17 protein-coding genes are annotated in these 21,874 nt (G+C 63.0%); 14 read left to right on the top strand and 3 right to left on the bottom strand.

The window, feature by feature from the left end; translation table 11 throughout:
- Window positions 1–10 precede the first annotated feature (10 nt).
- The 3 genes from F5X71_RS20050 to mvk all read right to left on the bottom strand — a co-directional run bounded on the left by F5X71_RS20050 (window position 11) and on the right by mvk (window position 3,764).
- The gene (locus F5X71_RS20050) at window positions 11–1,198 is read right to left on the bottom strand and encodes a hydroxymethylglutaryl-CoA synthase (protein ID WP_167463429.1); all 1,188 of its coding nucleotides are present in this window, start codon (window positions 1,196–1,198) and stop codon (window positions 11–13) included.
- A 4-nt stretch (window positions 1,199–1,202) separates the two neighbouring features.
- On the bottom strand, window positions 1,203–2,255 hold the full coding sequence (locus F5X71_RS20045) for a hydroxymethylglutaryl-CoA reductase (protein ID WP_167466587.1): 1,053 nt from the start codon (window positions 2,253–2,255) through the stop codon (window positions 1,203–1,205).
- A 513-nt stretch (window positions 2,256–2,768) separates the two neighbouring features.
- Window positions 2,769–3,764, bottom strand: coding sequence for a mevalonate kinase (gene mvk / locus F5X71_RS20040; RefSeq protein WP_238815344.1), 996 nt, complete (start codon window positions 3,762–3,764; stop codon window positions 2,769–2,771).
- A gap of 565 nt (window positions 3,765–4,329) precedes the next feature.
- On the opposite strand from mvk, the gene F5X71_RS20035 reads away from it, so the two are divergent.
- The 14 genes from F5X71_RS20035 to F5X71_RS19970 all read left to right on the top strand — a co-directional run bounded on the left by F5X71_RS20035 (window position 4,330) and on the right by F5X71_RS19970 (window position 21,778).
- Complete coding sequence (locus F5X71_RS20035) at window positions 4,330–5,238, top strand: polyprenyl synthetase family protein (protein WP_238815343.1); 909 nt, start codon at window positions 4,330–4,332, stop codon at window positions 5,236–5,238.
- Between the two features lie 79 nt (window positions 5,239–5,317).
- The gene (locus F5X71_RS20030) at window positions 5,318–6,748 is read left to right on the top strand and encodes a family 2B encapsulin nanocompartment shell protein (RefSeq protein ID WP_167463426.1); all 1,431 of its coding nucleotides are present in this window, start codon (window positions 5,318–5,320) and stop codon (window positions 6,746–6,748) included.
- A gap of 486 nt (window positions 6,749–7,234) precedes the next feature.
- Window positions 7,235–8,035, top strand: coding sequence for a terpene synthase family protein (locus tag F5X71_RS20025; RefSeq protein ID WP_167463425.1), 801 nt, complete (start codon window positions 7,235–7,237; stop codon window positions 8,033–8,035).
- The gene (locus tag F5X71_RS20020) at window positions 8,032–9,444 is read left to right on the top strand and encodes a family 2B encapsulin nanocompartment shell protein (protein WP_167463424.1); all 1,413 of its coding nucleotides are present in this window, start codon (window positions 8,032–8,034) and stop codon (window positions 9,442–9,444) included. Before F5X71_RS20025 ends, F5X71_RS20020 begins: the two co-directional genes overlap by 4 nt.
- An 8-nt stretch (window positions 9,445–9,452) precedes the next feature.
- Window positions 9,453–11,027 carry a terpene synthase family protein gene (locus tag F5X71_RS20015; protein WP_167463423.1) on the top strand — a complete coding sequence of 525 codons (1,575 nt, stop codon included), beginning with the start codon at window positions 9,453–9,455 and terminating at the stop codon, window positions 11,025–11,027.
- Between the two features lie 13 nt (window positions 11,028–11,040).
- Window positions 11,041–12,396, top strand: a complete 1,356-nt coding sequence (locus F5X71_RS20010) for a cytochrome P450 (RefSeq protein ID WP_238815342.1) — start codon at window positions 11,041–11,043, stop codon at window positions 12,394–12,396.
- Window positions 12,397–12,755: 359 nt separating this feature from the next.
- Window positions 12,756–13,073, top strand: a complete 318-nt coding sequence (locus F5X71_RS20005; RefSeq protein WP_167463421.1) for a hypothetical protein — start codon at window positions 12,756–12,758, stop codon at window positions 13,071–13,073.
- A complete protein-coding gene (locus F5X71_RS20000; RefSeq protein ID WP_167463420.1) occupies window positions 13,067–13,807 on the top strand; it encodes a PadR family transcriptional regulator in 741 nt (246 codons plus the stop codon). Before F5X71_RS20005 ends, F5X71_RS20000 begins: the two co-directional genes overlap by 7 nt.
- Window positions 13,807–15,603 (top strand): sulfatase, encoded by a 1,797-nt coding sequence (locus tag F5X71_RS19995; protein ID WP_167463419.1) that lies wholly within the window; start codon window positions 13,807–13,809, stop codon window positions 15,601–15,603. Before F5X71_RS20000 ends, F5X71_RS19995 begins: the two co-directional genes overlap by 1 nt.
- A gap of 9 nt (window positions 15,604–15,612) precedes the next feature.
- Window positions 15,613–16,929 (top strand): MFS transporter, encoded by a 1,317-nt coding sequence (locus F5X71_RS19990; protein ID WP_167463418.1) that lies wholly within the window; start codon window positions 15,613–15,615, stop codon window positions 16,927–16,929.
- Window positions 16,926–18,047, top strand: a complete 1,122-nt coding sequence (locus tag F5X71_RS19985; RefSeq protein WP_342803734.1) for a formylglycine-generating enzyme family protein — start codon at window positions 16,926–16,928, stop codon at window positions 18,045–18,047. Before F5X71_RS19990 ends, F5X71_RS19985 begins: the two co-directional genes overlap by 4 nt.
- 17 nt (window positions 18,048–18,064) lie before the next feature.
- Window positions 18,065–18,904, top strand: coding sequence for an alpha/beta fold hydrolase (locus tag F5X71_RS19980; protein ID WP_167463417.1), 840 nt, complete (start codon window positions 18,065–18,067; stop codon window positions 18,902–18,904).
- A gap of 287 nt (window positions 18,905–19,191) precedes the next feature.
- The gene (locus tag F5X71_RS19975; RefSeq protein ID WP_167463416.1) at window positions 19,192–20,409 is read left to right on the top strand and encodes a VWA domain-containing protein; all 1,218 of its coding nucleotides are present in this window, start codon (window positions 19,192–19,194) and stop codon (window positions 20,407–20,409) included.
- A gap of 484 nt (window positions 20,410–20,893) precedes the next feature.
- Window positions 20,894–21,778 carry a helix-turn-helix domain-containing protein gene (locus F5X71_RS19970; protein ID WP_167463415.1) on the top strand — a complete coding sequence of 295 codons (885 nt, stop codon included), beginning with the start codon at window positions 20,894–20,896 and terminating at the stop codon, window positions 21,776–21,778.
- Window positions 21,779–21,874: the final 96 nt, after the last annotated feature.

The raw sequence follows: 21,874 nt of genomic DNA, 5'->3' as shown, positions 1-21,874 counted from the left end.
CCGGTCGGTTTCAGGCTGTCTCTGCTCGACGGACTGTTTCGTAGACTCTGGTGTGGTCGTCGATTGCGGCGAGTCGGTAGGGCGCGTTGGTTGTCCGGGGGAGCACATGGTTTCCCTTTGTGTGGGGTGGTTCGGTGAGCAACGCGCGGTAGCGGTGGTAGTCGATTGGTTTGCGCGCGTGGATCGTTTCGCGGTTGGTGTCGGTGCGCAGGGCTGTGCGGTAGCCGCCGACCGGTGTGACGGTGAAGAACTCGGCGACGCATCCGGATCCGTAGCTGAGCATGGCGATGGGTTTGCCGGTGAGGTCGTCGCCGTGGTCGAGCAGCGAGGCCAGGGCGAGATAGACCGAGGCGGTGTAGCTGTTGCCGATCATTCGGTTGTAGTGGGTGGTGGCGGCCAGGGCGTGATCGAGATCGCTTGTGGTGGGGGAGAAGTCGTGGGCCTGCAGCAGGTGCCGGTGAGCCTTGTAGGCCATGGTGGTGAATGGCTGGTGGTAGCAGAAGGCGGCGAACTCGTCGAGGGCGCGACCGCCGCGGTGGCGGTAATCGGTGTAGGCGTGGTGGATGGCGTTGAGGTATGCGTTGATGGACAGCTTGCCGTCGACGATCGCGGTGGTGCGGTAGTTGGGGCGCCAGAAGTCGTTGATATCGGTGGAGTAGATGCCGGTGACGGGATGCAGTTCGGCCAGTGCAGGGTCAGCGGTGACGAGAATGGCAGTTGCCGCGGCTCCTTGGGTGGCTTCCGCGGGTGTATCGAGGTCGTAGCGTGCGATGTCGGTGGCGATGATCAAGACGTGTTCGGTGGGATCGTGGGTGATGAGCCCGGTGGCGAGTTGCAGGGCGGCGGTGGCGGAATAGCAGGCTTGTTTGAGTTCGACGACGCGGCAGGTGTGTGGCAGGCCGATCAGCGAGTGCAGGTACAGCCCTGCGGCTTTGGCTTGGTCGACAGAGGATTCGGTGGCCAGCAACACCGTTCGTATGCTGTCGGTGCCGTGACGGTCGAGGATGGGCCTCGCGGCGGTGGCGGCGAGTGTGACGATGTCCTCGTCCGCGGCGGCGACGCTCATGGCTTCTTGGCCGAGACCGCGGTGGTACTTATCGATCGGGACGCCATGGTAGCGGGCGAGGGTGGCCTGGTCGATGACGTAGTGCGTGGTGGCGATCGACAGGTCGTGGATTCCGATGGATGGGGCGGACATGCGGTTACCTCGGTTCGGTTCGGTGGGGAGCGCGTTCGAGTCGGGTGTGGGCGCGCATCAGTTCGCCCGGGTTGGTTTGTGCGGCCATCAGCGAGAGCTCACCGCACAGCACCGTCGCGGCGACGATGACCGCGAGGCGACGAGCGTTATCACCCGGGGCGCGGGGGTCGCGGCAGCCGAGCCGGTCCAGATTGTTTTCCGCGAACCCGAGCTGCTTGCCGTTGCCCGTGGTGCCGACTATGAGGTTGGGCATGGTGCAGGAGAAATACAGGTCTCCGCCGCGGTTCTCGGCGTGAGTAATTCCCTGTGAGCCTTCGACGATATTGGCGGCGTCCTGTCCGGTGGCGAGGTAGAGGGCCAGGAGCATGTTGGCGTAATGGGCGTTGGCGGTGCGTATTCCGCCGGCGAGGACGGTCCCGATGAGGTTCTTGCGGACGTTGAGGTCGGCGACGCGGGCAGCGGTGGTGTGCAGGCGTTGGGCGACCAGCCTTGCGGGAACAGTGATTTCGGTAACGACGTTCTTGCCCCGTCCGAGGATGCCGTTGACTGCGCTCGCCTTCTTGTCCGTGCAGTAGTTGCCGGATACCGAGATATAGCGCAGGCCTTCGACGGTGGCCAAGAGCCAGGCGATGAGTCGATCGCCTGCGTCGGTGGTCATGTTGTGCCCGGCGGCGTCGCCGGTGCGGTACTCGAAGCGCAGGAACAGCAGATTTCCCGTGATCTGGTGGTGCACATCGATCAGCTCGGTGTGCCGGCTGCCCTCGGCCGCGACCGTGCGGGCCTGTGTGAACTGGTCGTGTATGCGTCGTACCGCGGCGAGTGCGGCGCTCGCGTCATCGGCCTCGAGCAGGACCGAGCGAGTCATCCGGTCATCGATAACGGTGGCGAGTATTCCGCTGTCGATCGACATCGACAGGCGGGCGCCGCGGCGTACCGAGGCCCACAACGGGGTTTCGAAGGTGGCCAGCGGTACCTCGATCTCGTCGTGGACGGTGTTGCCTGTGATACGAATCGGGCCTTGCCAAACCAACGGCACTGGGGCGTGGAGCGTGGTCACGGTAGAGCCTCCTGTCCGCGATTCGTGATGTCGAGTGCGGCCGTTCGGGGATGTCGGGCGGGTGACGGTGGCGAGCCCGAAAAGCAACACCCCAGGGCGTGGCGGATGAAACGCGCCGAGTCGAAGTCGCTGCCGACGGGCGCTGAGTGGTCCAGTTGGTCGATCGCCAACCGGATGTGGTCGACTTTGCGATTACCGATCTCATCGCGCGCGGTCATCGGGTGGCTCCGGGGTTCGGTAGTCGCCGTAGCGACTGTGATGGGATTCCGGTCTTGTGCCGGGGGTGGGCCATCGCCACCACTTGGGCCACGCGGTCGTGACGCTCGTTGTTCCGCAGTTGCAAACCGCTGGCGCCGGAAGGTTCAGCGACACTGTCTCCACCAGGTTTCAGCGAATAGTGCGTCAACCACCGGTGCGTGAAATCGACTCCGGCGTGCTGGCGATTCTGCTGGCAGCCTTCGAGAATGGCTGTGCCAGAGCCTGTTTCATGAGCTACCGAACGTATCGCTGGTTTCACGAGGACGGCCCCCCGAACGGTATCGTCCATGTTCGGCGTGCGCCCGCCGACATCAGCGCCTGCTGCACCACTGCGGCATCGTGCGGTTGGGTCAACGCGAGCACGCAACCGCCGAGCCCACCGCCGGTGAGCTTGGCGCCCAGTGCCCCGGCTCTCGAAGCAGCGTCCACCAACCTGTTCAGCGCCTCGGTGCTGACGCCGAATTCCATCAGCAGAGAATGGAAGCCATTCATCCGCGCCCCCAAAGTCACGACGTCGGAGGCGTCCAGGGCCGCCAGGGCATCATCGATGAGGCAATCGGCCTCGTCGAGCAGTCCGCGAGCGCGCGCTGGGTTGCGGTGCACGATGGACTGGACCGCCGCCACCGCTCGCCGGGTAACACTCGGCATGCCGGTGTCGGCGAGCACTGTCACCGCGTCTGAGCGCGCGGGCAGTACACGTGCTGCTCCATCCTGAAATCGGATCGGCTGTGCAGCGATCACCGCTGCGGCGTCGATCCCGCTGGCACGGCCGTGCGCTTGCTGTTCACCGACCTGTACCAGTTCGTAAAGCGCTCGCCTGCCGACAGTTGTGCCGACCGCGTCCGCGACTGCGCGCACAGCGGCAGTTGCGCAGGCCGCGCTCGCCCCCAACCCACGCGCCGGCGGTAAGTCGCCGGTGAGTCTCACCGCTGCCGCTTCGTGGTGGAGACCCCATTTGCGCAGTGCCGCCACGACAGCGACGACGGCACCGTCCGAGCCTGCTGACAACGCATCGGATCGGCAGGTGAAAAACCCATCAACTCTTCCGCCGTCGGCGTGCCGTGTGGAAATAGTGAGTCGGGATGTGGTGGCGGTCGAGATATGGGCTGTGGCCTTGATATGTAAAGACGCCAACGGGATCGCGATAGCAGGCAGTCCGTATACGACGGTGTGCTCGCCGATCAAGATGGCTTTGCCGCATGCGGTACCGGCACCGATCAAGGTGCCAGGGACGGGCTCGGTCAAATCCATAAACGCTCTCATTCACAGAGGCGATGTTGCGTCGTCTGGACATCGCTGTGTCGGACTGCTCGGTGGACCGGCGATGCCGCCGTTCCACAGATCCAAAGCTGTGCAACCAACTCTGCGCTCATCGTCACCGGGACAGAAGTACCTACCACGCATCATGGAAATGCTCTATACGCATATAAGACTCGACGGTACGTTGCATGGACGAGGGGTTCGACGGCTTCTGTCGCGGTCGGCTGCAAACCCGGAATGCCCGGCAATGTAGTGGACGCATAACCGTCATGCGTCGGGCGCGGCGCTACTCGGCGGTGTTTGGAGGAGCCTTGGGTAAGGAGCCGTCAAGATAGTCGACCCGTGGAAGGACGATCTACCGATACACGACTGGAACTTTCTCGACTTATCTCCGCGTTATCTATTGCGACAGGTTGGGTGTTCAATGAATTTGACTACCGGCACTGCCTCGGATTCGTCCTCGGGCCGGCCCGCTGCGGTCGTCACTCAGGTCCGAACGATCGTGGAGCCGAAATTACGCAGGGCGGTGAGCTCGTTGCCGGCACCGTTGAAGCAGATGGCCGAGTATCACTTCGGTTGGTCAGAATCACCTGGCGAGCTCAGCGGCGGGGGCGGTGCGGGAAAACTCGTGCGGCCCGCACTCGCGGTATGCAGCTGCACCGCCTGCGGGGGCGAGCGCGACTCGGCGTCGAGCGCCGCGGTGGCAGTGGAACTGATCCACAACTTCACATTGGTTCACGACGATGTGATGGATTGTGACGCCATGCGTCGAAATCGACCAACGGTATGGTCGGTGTGGGGCGTATCGGACGCGATTCTGCTCGGTGATGGTCTGCACGCACTTGCGGCACAAGTACTCGCGGCACAACTGCCCGTCGCGATAGCGGGATCGGCACTGTGCCGACTGGAATCAACAGTGATCGAATTGTGCAGGGCACAGCATGAGGATTGTCGGACAGCACCCGAACCTCTGCCTACAATCGAGGATTGCGAGGCTATCGCACGAGGAAAGACAGCCGCCTTGATGGGCTGCGCGTGTGCATTGGGTGCCTTGTGCGCAGATGCCGATGAAGCCACCGTCGCAATGATGGATCGATTCGGGCGTGAACTCGGTGTGGCATTCCAGATCGTCGACGATCTGATCGGCATCTGGGGTGATCCGGCTGTCACTGGCAAACCCGCTGAGGACCTGGCCAGGCAGCGTTATACCTTACCGGTTGTGGCGGCCATGCAGTCGGGCACTGAAGCCGCAGCGAAACTGAAAATGCTTTATCGCCGAACTGGTCCGCTATCAGCTCGAGAGGTGGCACTCGCCGCTGAACTAATCGAGGAAGCGGGCGGAAGGCAGTGGGCACAAAAGGAAGTCGACCGACTGATAGTGAACGCTTTCAGTTGTCTTCCGGCGCGCTTCGTATCGCCCGAACTGGACACGCTATCCAAACTCATGACTCATCGAAAGAATTGAGTGGTCACTACCATCGCGCAGTCCGTGACTGGGCAATCGACCACAGAACACCTATCCATGATTCGAGGAGACTACCGAAATGACCACGCAGCCTGACACTTCTTTCGAGCAGCCTGACCTCCCCGAAGCGCAGGCAGTTCCACTGTCCCTCAGCACGAGCGCGGCACGCAACCTTGCGACGACGACAAAAACGCCCCCCCAAATGGCTGGGGTCACGTCACGCTGGTTGTTGCGACAGTTGCCATGGGTCTCTGTCGCCGGCGGCACGTATCGCGTCAATCGTCGTCTCACGGTGCGCCGCGGACGTGGTCGCGTCTCGTTCGTTCAGGCCGGCGCGAACCAGATCCAGGTCGTTCCCGAGACGCTTACTGAAATACCGATCTTGCGTGGCTATGAGGATTTGGAGGTGCTGAATCGAGCGGCGCAGCTGTTCGTGACGCGAAAATTCCGTCCCGGCGACGTCATCGTCGAAGAGGGGCAGCCGGTACAGGAAGTATTCCTCCTGGCTCACGGCCGGCTCGAACGGACGACGACCGGCAGCTACGGCGATACCGAACTTCTCGGAATGTTGACCGACGGCGACCATCTCGGTGAGGAGGCGCTCATGCAAACAGATCCGCTGTGGACTGCCAGCGTCCGTGCCGTCACTTCTGGGACGTTGATGTCCTTGCCATGGCAGGAATTTCTTCAATTGCGCGATCAATCGCCCAGTCTGCGCGAGCACCTCGCCACTACACTCTCGCTGGCAAATCGCCGAGTGAACTCCAAAGGTGAGGCCGTCATCGACCTGGCTTCCGGCCATCAGGGTGAGCCGGAAATTCCGAGTACATTCGTCGAATACGAGCTGTCACCTCGAGAATACGAGCTGTCGTTGGCTCAGACCGTGCTGCGAGTCCATACTCGCGTGGCAGACCTGTTCAACACGCCGATGAATCAGGTAGAGCAGCAGCTCAGGCTGACAGTCGAGGAAATACGTGAACAGCAGGAATGGGAGATGGTCAACAACCGCGAGTTCGGCCTTCTGTATAACGCGGATTACGATCAGCGCTGCGCCACACACTCCGGTCCGCCGACTCCGGACGATATGGACGAGCTGCTCGCCATGCGGCGTGGAACCGATCTCCTCTTCGCCCATCCCAAGGCCATCGCTGCCTTCGCCCGGGAATGTAACCATCGCGGTCTGGTCATGGAAACAACGGACGTCGGAAGGCGGAAGATACCGACATGGCGAGGTGTGCCATTGTTCCCCCTACCGAAGATTCCGGTCAATGACGCACAGCTGACTTCGATCATTGCGATGCGAATCGGCGAGAGCAGGCAGGGGGTGGTCGGGTTGCGACCGGACTCAATTCCTGACCAGGTAGAGGCCGGGCTGAACGTGCGCTTCATGGGAGTGGACCCGCACGCGATCATGTCATATTTGGTGACTGCGTACTTCTCGGTCGCGATCCTGGTGCCAGACGCGATCGGCATCATGGAACATGTCAGCGTCGCCGCGCCGCGAGGGTGAGTATGGCCGGAAACCGAATCACTGATTGCTGTGGCCTCGGAGAAGACATATTTCGAGCTACGCTCCGAATCTGATGCGGCCGAGTAAGGAGAGGGTCGTGGTTCAGGCGATCGCCAGACGGAGATGTCGAGGCGCCGACTGTTCGAAGTGTCGTCGTCTATACCAGACGACCGGTACCACCGCTCTCGATGGTTCGGCCGATGCGGTCGTGGGCGCTTTCTTCAACGGAAGCGCGCCATGACCACAAATGCGCATACGACTAGCGGCACGAGCTCCTTTCGAATTCCGGAACCGACTTGCCACACCAAATCTCGCATAAATCCGGAATATCCCATGATATATGAACATCACGCCGCTTGGTCTCGTCGACTACTGCCTTTCGTTGATGCGGCGGCAATGATGCAATTTTTCGAACGACGCTATCCTATGTTCGACGCGCTGATATTTCCTGCGGGACTTCCTCAGCGCGTCGTGCACTCTGCCTGCATGAACTCCTTGATGTTCGAGGTGGACGACCTGGCGTTGCGGCAGCATGCGGCATTCAATGAGATCGTCTCGGATCGGACCGCGGGCCATCCCTACGGACCCGCTTTCTCCGACATCTGGCAGACAGTCGAAGGGCACATGTCGAAACGGGTCTTCCGACGCTACCGAGATGGATGGGAGAACTGCTTCCGTGGGATACTTGCCGAGCGCGAGTACACCGGCCGCGGCATCTTGCCGGACTTCGAAAGATACCTTGCGATACGTCAACTAAGTTTTGGATTTCAGCCCCTGGTGGTGTGCGCGGAATATGTCCACGGAATCGACCTGTCCGAGGTTGTAGACGTCGATCCCGATATAATGCGAGCGCAGCGTGCCGTGTGCATGCATGCCCTTTTGGTGAATGACCTTCTCTCCTTCCGGAAAGAATTCGACCACGGCGACCTGTTCAACGTCGTAGCCATCTTGGCATACGTGCACCACTGTCCACTACAGGAGGCCTTGGATATCACCGGCACGCTGATCCGGGACGTCGACGCCGAACTTTCGAGGATCTATGGGGTCCTGCGTCGTCGCTACTGTCACATTCCTCAGATTCAAATCTATGTGAGCGCTCTCGAATCGCTGTGTTCAGGCAATCTCCGGTGGTCTCTGGAGACCACGCGGTACCACGGCCCAGGGTTCGGATGGAACGGCCTGCGAAGCGGAATCTTGACCATCGATCCGGACCGCCCTGGTCCGAAAGCCGCCGATATACCGGGTTCTGGCTATGAATCCACACTCAGAACAGCGAGGCTGCCATGACAACGGTGCGCGATAGCGATCGGGTCTACATTCCCCGAACTGACGCCCAGGCCTTGAGTACTCTCGGGGCACGCGCTCTGGCCGATACCACTAAAACAGCGCCGCAGATGGCCGGCATCACCGACCGATGGCTACTCGACCAGTTGCCGTGGGTGGAGGCTGTCGGCGGAGTCTACCGGGTCAACCGGCGGCGAACTCTCCGTCGTAGCCGCGGCCGCGTCGCCTTCGTCGAGGCCCCCGCTGGAGATATTCAGGTCGTACCGGAGTCTTTGACCGAAATACCGGTACTGCATGGATACGGCGATCTCGATGTACTCCGGATGCTCGCGGGCCGGTGCCGCCCTCGCGCTGTGCCAAGCGGTGAAGTGATCGTAGAACAGGGTCAAGAGGTGCGGTTTGCTCTTGCGGTTGTTCATGGCCGTCTCGAACGGACCGTCACCGATTCCTACGGCATCCCTCAATTGGTGGGGATCCTTACCGACGGCGACCATCTCGGCGACGAGGCACTACTTCAAGATGAGCCGATCTGGTCGGCCACGGTCCGTGCCACTACCGAGTCCACGGTCGTCGTCATCCCGTGGGATGAATTCCTGGACGTATTTCAGGACCATGCGGACCTCCGTCAACATATAACTACGTTCATGACCAACTCTTCGCTACGTGTCAATGCCAAGGGCGAAGCTGTCATAGATGTCACCTCCGGGCACGAAGGTGAACCGCTGATTTCGCAGACATATGTCGAATACGAAGTGGCTCCACGTGAATACGAACTGTCTTTGGCGCAATCTGTTCTGCGTGTTCACACCCGGGTTCAGGACCTGTACAACGATCCGATGAACCAATTCGATGAGCAACTGAGGCTGGTCGTGGAGGAAATACGGGAGCGTGGCGAGTGGGAGTTGATCAATAATCGGGATTTCGGTTTGCTGCACAACGTGGAGCATAATCAACGCATCTCGACAGGGTCTGGGCCGCCGACTCCCGGTGACATCGATTCGATTCTGGAAATCTGCCGAGACGCCAGCCATATGTTCGGCCATCCGAAAGCCATCTCCGCGTTCCGTCGCGAGTGCAATCGCTGTGGGCTCGTGCCAGACGTTATCCGCGTACACGATCGCCCGGTAACGGCTTGGGCTGGCATCCCGTTTTTCCCGTGCCCGCATATGCCGATTACAGACTCCCAAAGTACTTCGATCATCGCATTCCGTGCCGGTGCCGATGACCAGGGCGTCGTCGGGCTCCATCAGACGGGTATGCCCGACGAATACGATGACGGCATCGCAGTGCGATTCATGGGTGTCGATGACCACGCTATAGCGAGCTATTTGGTGACCGGCTACTTCTCTGTCGCGGTACTCGTGCCCGACGCTATCGCGATGCTCGAACACGTCGACGTAGGAATCGTTTAGGAGAACACATGTCTACACCGTTGCTTCCGGTTGTCCATGGTTTCACCGGGATCGGCACTGCCGCCGCGGATGTGCGGCGGCTACTCGGAATCGACCCAGCAGTGTCGAAGATGGGTGAGTCCGGAGCAGAAGACTTCGCGGCCGTGTCGGACGGCATCGACGCCACGGCTGCTGTCGAGCGAATGGACGGCGCCGGTGACCAAGTCGCCGCGAGTGAGAGTGTCCACCTCGATCAGTCACGCCGCCGTCTGCTTCGCTCCGCTGCACCGAGGTCGTCTGACCGTTCTGCTGTACCCGACTCGCAGGCGGGAAGCTATCCGAGCGGGCCCAGCGGCGGGACGGCCGATGACTTCAGCGATCGGATGCGCCGCGCGGCGTCCCTGTCGAACGGCCGCCGTGGTGGTCTCGCGAGCTCGTCCCATGCGCCTGCCCTTCCTCGTTCATCTGATTTGGTCGAGTTCTTGGAGGAGGTGTTTACTCGCGAACGGCTGACCGGTAGTGGCGCAGGAGGTGCGCTGGATATCCCGCCTATTTGGTGTCCGTTAGAGTTGTTTTCTTATGGGGATGGACTGATTTTTCAGCTCGGTTCAGAGGAGTTCTTCCGCAAGATGGGACTCGGTGACGATCTGCTGAAATCGGCTCGGAGTATGTGTACGGGGGATCTGGCGTGCATGTACGGGTCCAAGAGCGATGACGAGGGTGTGCAGCTCATGTCGGACTGGTTGATGTGGGCGCTATTGTTCGACGACTATTACTGCGATTCCGGCCCCTATACGAGGGACCCTACCGCGTATAACCACGCGGCATTGAATCTCATGCAGTACGCGATCGATCCGGAGCGCGGACCGATCGGCGATCATGTCTTCGACGGTCTTGCCGCCGCTTTGGCGGATATCATGGCCAGAGTGCGTGCCCGCACACCGGCCGAACATGCCGCGATGATCTCGATGGCTCATTTCCGGTGGGCACTGGGCGCCAGCTGTGGTGTCTCCGACCGTTCCGGCAACTATATGCGCAGCTTGGACGAGCACATGATCGCCCGTGGCCCCGATGGCGGGGGGCCACCTTTGGTCCTCCTTGTCGAAACTCTTGACAGAACCTGCTTGGACTTCGTCACGAGGAACACACCTGAGGTACGGGCGATGACCGCCGCTACCGGGTTGCTGTTCGCCCTTTCCACAGACATCCCGTCCTACGCGCGCGAATGTGACGAACACAGCCTCGAATCCAATGTAGTCGGGATAATAGCAACCGAGAATCGATGCTCTCGGCAAGAAGCGATCTACCGGGCCTGTGCTCTCGTCGAGGAAATCACGGAACTATTCGTCACACTCAAACATAAACTGGCCAAAGACGGCACCCCCGCACTCCGTGATTACCTCGAGCACCTGTCCAATATGATCAGGGGAACCTTGGAGTGGCAGCGGCGACTTCCCCGATACTATGCATCGCTCGATGGCGCCGGTCAGCCCATCTCTACCGGCCGGCTATCCGATAACGCCATACACGATGTCTCACCTACGCGCCTCTTTCCGCATATCGCACCACCTGAATCCATCCGCTGGTGGTGGAATTATATTTAGGTTCGGAGACGCCGTGAAGAACTCGGTCTCGATTCCGTCTGCCCCCGGAGCACTACCATTGATCGGCCATCTGGTTCCGCTATGTGTCGATCCCCTGAAATTCATGAACTCACTGCCCACGCACGGAGATCTCGTACGTATCCGACTCGGCTCGCACCCCATGGTTGTCATCTGCACCCCGGAGATGACCAGACAAGCGATCGTCAGAGACAAGATATTCGACAAGGGCGGGCCTATCTGGGAGCGGACACGGGAGTTCATGGGTGGAAACTCAATCCTCAACGCCCCCCACGACAGGCACCGCCGACTACGCCACCTCGCCCAACCTGCGTTCCATCCGTCCCGACTGCCCGGCTATGCCCTGAACATGAGTAGCTGCATCGACTCGATTGTCAACTCCTGGCACGCCGGACAAAAGCTTGATGTGCCGACCGAAATGATGAAGATTACTGCGACAGTCAGTGTGACTGCCCTGTTCTCGGACGCACTGACCCCACCTGAACACGAACAGATCATCGAGGACGTAAAAACCTTCTTCGACTGGGTCTATCGGCGAACACTGATGGCCGCGTTCCTGGACCCGCTCCCTATACCGAAAGCCCGTTCCTGGGAGCGCGCCCGCTCCCGGCTCTTCCAGACCTGCGGTCAGATCATCGCCCGGCGCCGCGCCGACGACGCCGACCACGGCGATCTACTCTCCGCGCTGCTCTCGACCCATGCCGCGGCTCACCTAGGTCAGAGTATGGACGCGTCCGAGATATGCGGGACCCTCATAGCCTTCCTGCTCGGCGGCACGGAGACCACCGCCGCCACGCTTGCCTGGGCGCTGCACCTGCTCGCCCGGCACCCCGAGATCGAACAGCAGCTGCATGCCGAGGCGGACACCGTCCTCGGCGGCAGAACAGCGACCCACGCGGATCTTCCACAACTCTCACTGACCGCGCGAATCATCACGGAAACGCTCCGGCTCTACTCTCCCGCATGGTTTCTCACCCGAATAGTCACCACCGACACCAACCTCGGTGGCCACCTACTACCCGCCGGAACAACAATCGCCTACAGCCCCTACCTCATTCACCACAGACCCGACCTCTACACCGATCCGGAAACCTTCGATCCCGGCCGTTGGGAACCGCAACGTCCCCAACCGCCCGGACACGCACTACTTCCCTTTTCCGCAGGCGCCAGAAAATGTATAGGCGACACATTCGGCATGACCGAAGCCATTCTGGCCCTGGCATCCATCGCCACCCGTTGGCGCCTAGAGCACGAACCCAACCAGAAAGTACGCGCTGGCCTCAGCGCGACACTGCGGCCACAGAACCTGCGGATGTACGCAACGCCCCGATCTCGCGCATCGGGTAAGTGATCACAGCGCGCTCTGGGCGACGGCCGCTCTAGCCTCGCGCCTGGACGGAGCCGGAGACCATCGGGTCGGGTCAGGTCGTGCAGTCCGCCGATGCCGCAGCGGCAAATGCGAGGGCCTGCTCAGCGCGTTCAAGACACAGCCGATCTGTCAACGACCACTCGAAACGGACAACCCGGAGTCGCGGTTCAGCGCGACGGCCGCGTACTCATCGACGAGATGATCGACCGTTTCCGCGGCTGGCACGACCCTATCGCGCGGCTGCTCGCCGCCACCCCGCCGAGATCCTTACTACGCCACGACATCTATTCGGTGCAGACGGAGTTACCCATCTATGCCCGCGGCAGGGTGGGTCCTGCTCGGTGCGCCGCGAACGTGAGCACACCCGATCTCGGCAGGCCGCGGCACAGATACTGGAGGGCGCCGCGACATTCAGTTGGCTCGACGCGAAAGCGTCGACCGTGGAATCCCTGGCAGCTGACTGCGACCTGGCGCGGCGCCCGCGGACCCAGGAACTGGCTCGGGTCGCGGCCTCGTCGGAACAGGTTGCGCAGTGGCGCAATCTGGTGAAGGTCGCGTTCCGCAACAACCTCGTCTGGCTGACTCCGCGTTCGCTGTACCTCAGTGCGATGGACGACGCACTGTCCTGGACTCCCGACACCGCCTTCGCGGCATGGTGACAAACCAGCGCTCGGGTTTGGCTGATGGATTGGGCAGTAAGGGATTTCGCACCGAACTGCGGGCGAAGCCGGCACCTGAGCTATATGCTTTTGCATCTAGTGTTTTTGCACCTATCAGGAAGGGCTCGATGAAGCTCGAATATCCGCTGCTCGGCCTCCTGGCTGCCCGGGCGATGAGCGGTTACGACATCAAGCGGTGGTGCCAGATCGAGGGCAAGTTCGTCGGCCTGGACCGCCATGCCAGCCAGATCTACCGCGAGCTGAACCGCATGCAGGTCGAGGGTTCCGTGGTGTGGCGGACCGATCCCCGCGACGGCGGACCGGACGCGAAGATCTACTCCGTCACCGAGGCCGGGATGGCGCGGCTACGGCGCTGGGTGCGCTCGGCGTACCTGCCGCCGCGGCGGTTCCAGGATCCGGAGTTCGCCTTCCGGCTGCGCGTCAGCATGATGCTCGGCGAGCCGGGCACGCTCGATCTCGTGCAGGCAGAGCTGGCGGCCCGGCGCGAGCAGGTGCGACTCAACCGAAACCGACCGTACGACACCGAGACCGACGACGATCGGGCCGAAATCGATGCCGAGGCCTTGGATTTCATCGCACGACAGATCCGCCGTCATGGCGAGCGGCAGATCGACGGCTGGATCGCGTGGCTCGAGGAGTTGCTGGAGAAATTGGCGGCCCGCGCGGACATCGCCGAGGCAGGGCAGGCCGGGATTCGCAAGGCGGGCAACTGATGCGCGCGGTCCTGATGTTGTTCGACAGTCTCAACCGCCGGTTACTGCCGCCGTACGGCGCCGAGTGGGTGCACGCGCCGAACTTCATCCGGCTCGCCGCGCACACCGTGCGGTTCGACAATTGCTACGGCGGCTCGATGCCATGCATGCCCGCCCGCCGGGAAATGCACACCGGCCGCCACAATTTTCTGCACCGTTCCTGGGGTCCCTTGGAGCCTTTCGACGATTCTGTGCCAGAGATGCTGTCCGCGGCGGGAATTTATCCGCATCTGGTCACCGACCATCCGCACTATTGGGAGGACGGCGGCGCGACGTACCACAATCGATTCCGTACCTTCGAGTTCTTCCGTGGCCAGGAGGGCGACGCGTGGAAGGGGCAGGTCGCCGATCCGCCGCAGCCGCAGAGCGGGCGCCGGGTGCGCCACCACCTGTGGCGGCAGGACCTGATCAACCGGAAGTACCTGACCGAACCGGCTGATCACCCGCAGGTTCGAACGGTGAACGCCGGTCTCGAGTTCATCAGGACCAATCACGCCGAGGACGCGTGGTTCGTGCAGATCGAGTGCTTCGACCCACACGAACCGTACTTCTCCCACCGCGACCACCAACGCCACTATTCCGCGCTGGACGCGCCGAGCGAGTCCATGGCGTGGCCCGATTACAAACGGGTGGAAGAAGATTCCGACACCGTGCGACGCATGCGGGCCGAGTACGCCGCGCTGCTGACGATGTGCGACGCGTCGCTCGGTCGCGTCCTCGATGTCTTCGACGAGCTGAGCCTGTGGGACGACACGTTGTTGATCGTGTGCACCGACCACGGGTTCCTGCTCGGCGAGCACGGCTGGTGGGGCAAGAACGTGCAGCCCTGGTACGACGAAAACATCCACACGCCGCTGTTCCTGTGGGATCCGATAGCGGGGACGCGAGCGGACACCTGCCGAGAGTTGGTGCAGACCATCGACTTCGGCCCTACCCTGCTGGATTTCTTCGGCCTCCAGCCCACCGCGGATATGCAGGGGCGGTCTCTGCTGCCGCTGCTGCGCGATCCAGCACCGAACCCGCTGCGGGCGGGCGCGCTGTTCGGAGTCTTCGGCGGGCACGTGAATGTCACCGACGGGCGGTACGTGTATCTGCGCGCCCCCGCCGCGCCGGGAAATGCCCCGTTGTTCGAACACACGTTGATGCCCACGCACATGGCCACCCGCTTCACCCCGGGCGAACTGGAGGACGCGCAGTTGGTCGGCCCGCTGTCGTTCACCAAGAACGTCCCGGTGCTACGCATACCCGGCTTCGCCGTCGGGGACCCGTTCGCTTTCGGCACAGTGCTTTTCGACCTGGACAGCGATCCCCACCAGGAGAATCCGATCGTCGACGATGACCTCGAACTGCGAATGATCGACCTGCTGCTCGACCTCATGCGCGCCAACGACGCGCCGGATTCCCAGTTCCGCCGCCTCGGCCTGCCGCCAGTGGGGAAGGCCGATTCCCGGCACCTGCTGGCCAGGACCCAGCTTGCGACCTACCGGGAAGCTGTCGAGCCGCTCCCGATTCCGGAAGACTTTCCGACCGGGCGTCCTGGCGTGCGCATGGCGATCACCGATCTGCTCGCCACGGCCGACACCCGCGCGATCGTAGAGGCGGCACTCGGGCCCGCGGTCGCCCGGATAGCCGAGCAGACCGCGTCGGCCACCCTCCTCGACCTGGCCGCCTTCAGCCCCGCCCTGACCGGGCGAACCCTGCACCGCCTCGATCGGGCACTGGCCGAGAGCCGTCCGATCTCCCGCCACCCTCAGTGAGGCATTCCCGTGAAAGACACTGCAACACCGGTATTCTCGCCACCCACCGACGCCGCGCCGGTGATCGTCCCCGGCCGCTGGCGCAAACTCGCCCTCGTCGTCGCTCCGCTGTGGGCCGACAACAACGAATCCAGCGTGCTCAGCACCCTCGCCCCGGTCATCGTCCAAGCCGTGGCGGCACCCGCGGCTGCGGTCGGCTACCTGACCTCCCTCGCGAAGTTCATCAGCATCGTCTTCGGACCGCTGTGGGCATGGGTGGCGCACAAGACAAACCGCAAGATCACCTTCGCCATCGCCACCGGATGCACCGGAATTACCACCGCCGCAACAGGATGCGCGCAGAACTACGTCCAGCTGATCGTCCTGTACGGGATCTCGGCCGTGTTCATCGCCTCGGCACTACCGATCGCCAGCCAAATTACTGCCGACCTGTTCGACGACACAGCCCGCGGCCGCGCCAACGGCTACACCTGGGGCGCGATCTCACTGCTCGGCTCGGTACTCGGACCGCTCATCGGGCAGTTGTCCCGCGTGCCAGACGGCTGGCGGTACGGATTCTTCGTGTGGGGCGCCATCACCGTGCTCACCGCCGTGCTGCTGGCCGTGTTCTTCACCGACCCCGGCGTCGGAGCCAGCGAAACCACCCGGCAGCGGCATGCTCAGAACGACCGGATCACCTGGGCCGCAGTGCAACAGATGCTCCGAATCCCCACGTTCGTCCTCATGCTGATCCAGCGGCTCATTTCCGGCCACCTGCTGATCATGAGCTTCGGCGTCATCTTCCTCGTCCACACCTATGGCTTCACCACCGCCGTCGCGTCGATCGTCACCCTGCCCTTCGGCATCGGCTACCTGTTCGGCACCTTCGGCGGCAGTTTGGCCACCGACTTCCTGCTGACCCGGCTCCCCGAGACCGGACGCATCATCATCCTGCAGTTCGCCCAACTCGGCTTCGGTGTCGTCGCAATAGCCGGCACTCAACACGATTGGGGCGGCATCGAGGTCTTCGCCGGATTCTGGGCGGTGCTCGGGTTCATGCAAGGCCTCAACCCTGGCGTCAACCGGCCCATTGTCGCGGCCGTCGTACCACCCGAAATGCGCGGCGCCGCCTTCGCTCTCCTGCTCTCGGTATTCGAAGCCCTCGCGTACGCCCTGTTCAATCTCGCCGCCGGGCTACTGGCCGACGTGATCGGCCTACGCGGCGTAATGCTCTGGATCCCAGGCATTCTCATGCTCGTCAACGCCGCGTTCTGCACCATTCTTTATCGCACCTATCCCCGTGACGTCGAACGGCAACGCATCCGTCTGGCCAAGGCAACTCGATGAACTGCGACCGCCACCCGATCGAACAGGCACACCTGCCCGGCGGGACCTTCGCGATGGGGGATCCGCACCGCGACGGGTTTCACGCCGACGGCGAGACGCCGGTGCACACCGTGGAACTCTCGCCCTTCTCCATCGACACGACGACCGTCACCAACGCCGCCTTCGCGATGTTCGTCGCGCAGACCGGATACGAAACCGAGGCCGAAAAGCTCGGCTTCTCCGCCGTATTCCACCTCGTGCTGGCCGCCGAAGAGCACGATCTCATCGGACGGCCTTCCCCGAGTCCCTGGTGGGTAGAGGTCAAGGGAGCGAGCTGGCGGCACCCCGAAGGACGGCATTCCAGCATCGACGACCGCGCCGACCACCCGGTCGTGCAGGTGTCCTGGCACGACGCCACCGCCTACTGCGACTGGGCAGGCCGTCGGCTTCCGACCGAAGCGCAGTGGGAATTCGCCGCGCGCGGAGGCCTTTCCGGAACCCGCTACCCCTGGGGTGACGACGCACCAAATGCCGGCGGCCAGTGGCGGGCCAACATCTGGCAGGGCAGCTTCCCGAAAGTGAACACCCGGGAGGACGGATTTCTGACCACCGCACCGGTGCGCTCCTACCGGCCCAACGGGTACGGACTCTGGCAGACCGTAGGCAATGTCTGGGAGTGGTGCTACGACCGATTCTCTCCGCACACCTACAGTCACGACGCTCGATCAGGGCACGTGCGTGATCCACAAGGCGCCGTGGCCGGGGCGTCGCGGGTGCTGCGCGGCGGCTCGTATCTGTGCCACGACAGCTACTGCTCCAGATACCGCACTGCCGCTCGATCCTCGAACATCCCCGATGCGACCATGGGCAACGCCGGCTTCCGCACCGTCTCGGCACTATCCGCCCGCGAACCGAAACGCTCATCCACCCAACAGCTTTCGGTGACTACACCTACGGAACGGAGACGGCACGGGGCGGCACTTGGGAAGATCACCGAGGAAATCGCCGCCGTGGCTGCCGATCATTGCGCGACTCTGGCGGCGGACGTAGAGACGGGGGTGTGCGGGGTGCGTAGACGATTCAACCGCACGAGTGGTGGCGGGCCGCGGCGGGCCGATTTCGGTCCGCCTGAGGAATGAACACAGGAGGCAACGAAATGTTCGAAGTGCAACTTCCAGCGGGCACCGTCGAGTACGAGGACACCGGTGGCGACGGACCGGTGCTGGTGTTCATTCACGGTCTGCTGATGGACGGTTCGGGTTGGCGGCATGTGGTGGGCAAGCTGCGCACCGAGTACCGCTGTATCGTCCCGACTTGGCCGCTCGGCGGACATCGCAAACCCATGAACGAAGACGGGGATTTGTCCCTCCTCGGTATGGCAGGCATGGTCGGGGACTTCCTCGACGCACTCGATCTGCGGAATGTCACGTTGATCCAAAACGATTGGGGCGGTGCGCAGGTGCTGCTCGGGACACGGGGCAGCGATCGCGTCGGCCGGCTCGTGCTGACCTCGTGCGAGGCATTCGACAACTATCCGCCCAAGCCCGCGCGCCTCATCGTCGCGGCCGCGAAGGTGCCCGGCGGGTTGCGCACCGCGATGGCACTGCTCAATAGTCCGCTGGGGCGGCGCGGCCCCGCTACCTGGGGGTGGATGTGCAAGCGTCCGGTGCCGAAAGAGGTGATCGACAGCTGGTTCCGCCCGGCGACGGTCGATCGCGATATTCGGCGAGATCTGGCCAAGTACCTGAAATCGGTGCCGCCGCGCGCGACGCTGCGCGAGATCGCGCAGCGCAACGCGGCCTTCACCGGGCCGGTGCTGATCGCCTGGGCGGTCGAGGACAAGATGATGCCGATCGCGCACGCTCGTCGTCTCGCCGAACTCTATCCCGACGCCAGGTTGGTGGAGATCGAGGACAGCTATACGCTGCTGGCCGAGGATCAGCCGGAGCGGCTCACCGAGCTCATCGGCGAGTTCCTCGCTGCCACGGGGTCATGATGGCGGCGGTGTCATCCCGTCTGTATGGCGATGTCGGTCGAACGACTGACGTACGTTCGTCGCATTGACGCTGCTCCTCGCGGTTGATGGAATGTGATGACCGCGAATCGGCAGACTACCGGATCAGCGTCGGCCACAGCGAAATTGGTCGCACTACAGAGTGGGTGACCTCCGTAGCTGCCGGTCTCCGGGCTCGCCCCGGTTTACGGGAGCCCTGTGCCGAAATTGCCTGTCGCGGTGTAGCTCTCGGAGAGCCGTGAGCTCAACCACGACAGCTTAGGAAGCGAATGTCGAGCACCGCGTTGCGCAAGGGCGAGAATACTGCCCTCAACGGAGGGCGTGTGTCCTTCTCCCTCACATCGGATCAGACGCCCATCGATGTTTCGGCGTTGCTGCTCGGCCCCGACAGCAAGGTGCGGGACGACAGTGACCTCGTGTTCTACAACAACCCGACGCGCCACGGAGTCGAGGTGGATGGCACGACGGTGAGAGTCGACTTCACGCGTGTGCCCCGGGACGTTGCCGCCGTGGTGATCGTAGCGAGCATCGATCCATTGAGTCCGGGGGCGGTCTTCAGTCGCGCCCCGCGGCTGGTCGTCACCCAAAACGCCGGACCGACAGTCGAATACACCGCCCCGAACTTCACCAACCGGGAGACGGTCGTCGTCATCGCCGAGGCCTACCGGCGCAACGATGCCTGGAAGGTACGGGCAGTGGGCCAGGGCTATGATTCGGGTCTGGGTGGCTTGGCCACGGACTACGGGGTCGATATCGAGAGCGACGAGACACCCGCCCAGGTGCATACGAGTCCATCGGCGGGTTCGACGACACCGACACGGCTCGCGAAGGTCACCGACATCGCGCCCGGGTTGTTGCCGGTGGCGACCGAAGCGAACCGGGCTCTGGCGGACGCGGGAATGGGCAGCCGACGCGCTGCGGTATACCTGGTTCTCGACCACAGCTACGATATGCGAGAACTCTACGAGTCCTTCACGGTTCAAGCGTTCGCTGAGCGAATTCTGGCGTTGGCGGCGAACCTCGACGACGACGGCACCGTCCCTGTGGTCTTCTCGGGTCAGCACGAACCGTTCGTCGAAGACCTGAGTCTGCGGAACTACCGGGGCAGGATCGGTCAATTGCATACCCAGGTCGACTGGGGCTGGCAGCAAGTCGATGACGCGATGCGTTGCGTGATCAATCACTACCAGGAGTCGGGGGCAGCTGATCCCGCGTTGGTCATAGTCCAGGTGGGAGACGAGCCCGATGAGAAAGCGGCCGTGCGAACGCTGCTGCAGAACTCCGCGACGCTAGGGATGTTCTGGATCTTCATCGGGTTCGGCCGCGGAAAGATGGTGTTCTACAAGAATCTCAACACCTCGACCTCCGCCACATTCCGCAACGTCGCCTTCTACAACACCGGCAAGAATCCAGGCGCAGTGCCGAATGAACAGTTCTACGCGGAGTTGGTCCGCGGCTTCGGCGCATGGACTCGAGCGCAGGGTTGAAAGTAGGAACCCGCTTACGCGTGATCCCCAACCGCGTCTGTTGACCATGAACCTCGTCGACGAGGTCACGGTCGTCGCGGGCGGCATGATAGAGGACCGTTGGAAGGTCGTGGCACGCGGCAGGAACAACTGAACGGCGCAAGGCAGCTTACGGCTTCCGTGCTGAACCGATGCACTACCAGGGCGGCCGCGCCGGTTCTCAGGCCTCTAACCGCCACGAGTGGGCGGGCAGGTTCGACGCGTTGGATCGCCACCTCGACTCCATGCCCGACGAGCCGCTGTGAACGCCTCGGCGGAGTAGTCGAACACCGTGGCGCCATACGCCACTCCGGTCGACGGCGAGATTTTGTCGGTGTGTCCGGGCGCAAGGCGGGCGGGTGCGTCGGGGTTGGCTCGGCGGGGGATATCATCAGCGCTGCGCGTGCGGCTCGTGCGGGTGCGGGCGGTGGCGTGACTGCTGGTGGATTCCAACATCGGAGAACCCATGACCGCAGAACCTGCCCGGATCGTCATCGATCCCGGTGTCGCAGAACGAGGCCCGACGGCGCTGCGGATCGCGGTCGGTGGTCAACTGCGCAAGCTGCGCGAACAATGTGGCATCACACCGCAAATGGCGGGTGACCATATCCGTGGCTCGTATGCCAAGATCAGCCGGCTCGAGCTCGGGCGCACCGGGTTCAAAGAGCGTGACGTCGCGGATCTGCTGGATCTGTACGGGGTGGTGGACGCCGAGCAGCGGGAGATGTTCCTCGATCTGGCACGCAAGGCCAACGAGCCGGGCTGGTGGCATCGGTACAGCGACCTGCTCCCACAGTGGTTCGAGACCTATGTCGGGCTCGAGGGTGCGGCACGGATGATCAGAACCTATGAGGGACAACTGGTTCCGGGTCTCCTGCAGACCGGGGACTATGCCGCCGCGGTCGTCGAGATGGGGGAGGAGATCAGCGAGGCGGCGCGGCGGGTGGCGTTGCGTACCGACCGGCAACGGATCCTGGACGCCCCGGGTGGGCCGACGCTGTGGGCGATTCTCGACGAGGCGGTCCTGCACCGGCCGGTCGGCGGCACGGCGGTCCAGCGTGAACAGATCGAGCATCTCGTGAATATGTCGGCCGAGCCCAGCGTCACGATCCAGGTGCTGCCCTCCAGCTCCGGCGGCAGCGCGGCCGCGGGGAGTTCGTTCACGATGCTGCGCTTCGCCGAAGAGGACCTGCCCGACATCGTCTACCTGGAGCAGCTGACCACCGCGATGTACCTGGACCGCCAGGAGGACGTCCGCGTCTATCGCGGCGTCATGGACCGCGTGGCCGTACAGGCGGAGACACCGGAACGTTCGCGGGAGCTGATGATCGCCGCCGCCGCGGCGTTGTGAGCCGTCGGTTGACACGGTAGATCGACCGTCCACCGCTCACCGGCACTGAAGGCGCCCGTGACTACGTGCCGGTCCACCGCCTCGGCTGGCCGGGGG

It is taken from the genome of Nocardia brasiliensis, assembly GCF_011801125.1.
Classification (GTDB): domain Bacteria; phylum Actinomycetota; class Actinomycetes; order Mycobacteriales; family Mycobacteriaceae; genus Nocardia; species Nocardia brasiliensis_C.
The sequence above is the reverse complement of the archived record's forward strand: the minus strand, read 5'-3'. Positions and strand labels throughout refer to the sequence as shown.

Bases quoted from the DNA above. Each gene is read 5' to 3' on its own strand.
- F5X71_RS20050 (WP_167463429.1), bottom strand. From the start codon at position 1,198: ATGTCCGCCCCATCCATCGGAATCCACGACCTGTCGATCGCCACCACG.
- mvk (WP_238815344.1), bottom strand. From the start codon at position 3,764: ATGGATTTGACCGAGCCCGTCCCTGGCACCTTGATCGGTGCCGGTACC.
- F5X71_RS20035 (WP_238815343.1), top strand. From the start codon at position 4,330: ATGGCCGAGTATCACTTCGGTTGGTCAGAATCACCTGGCGAGCTCAGC.
- F5X71_RS20030 (WP_167463426.1), top strand. From the start codon at position 5,318: ATGACCACGCAGCCTGACACTTCTTTCGAGCAGCCTGACCTCCCCGAA.
- F5X71_RS20025 (WP_167463425.1), top strand. From the start codon at position 7,235: ATGAACTCCTTGATGTTCGAGGTGGACGACCTGGCGTTGCGGCAGCAT.
- F5X71_RS20020 (WP_167463424.1), top strand. From the start codon at position 8,032: ATGACAACGGTGCGCGATAGCGATCGGGTCTACATTCCCCGAACTGAC.
- F5X71_RS20015 (WP_167463423.1), top strand. From the start codon at position 9,453: ATGTCTACACCGTTGCTTCCGGTTGTCCATGGTTTCACCGGGATCGGC.
- F5X71_RS20000 (WP_167463420.1), top strand. From the start codon at position 13,067: ATGGTGACAAACCAGCGCTCGGGTTTGGCTGATGGATTGGGCAGTAAG.
- F5X71_RS19995 (WP_167463419.1), top strand. From the start codon at position 13,807: ATGCGCGCGGTCCTGATGTTGTTCGACAGTCTCAACCGCCGGTTACTG.
- F5X71_RS19985 (WP_342803734.1), top strand. From the start codon at position 16,926: ATGAACTGCGACCGCCACCCGATCGAACAGGCACACCTGCCCGGCGGG.
- F5X71_RS19980 (WP_167463417.1), top strand. From the start codon at position 18,065: ATGTTCGAAGTGCAACTTCCAGCGGGCACCGTCGAGTACGAGGACACC.
- F5X71_RS19975 (WP_167463416.1), top strand. From the start codon at position 19,192: ATGTCGAGCACCGCGTTGCGCAAGGGCGAGAATACTGCCCTCAACGGA.
- F5X71_RS19970 (WP_167463415.1), top strand. From the start codon at position 20,894: ATGACCGCAGAACCTGCCCGGATCGTCATCGATCCCGGTGTCGCAGAA.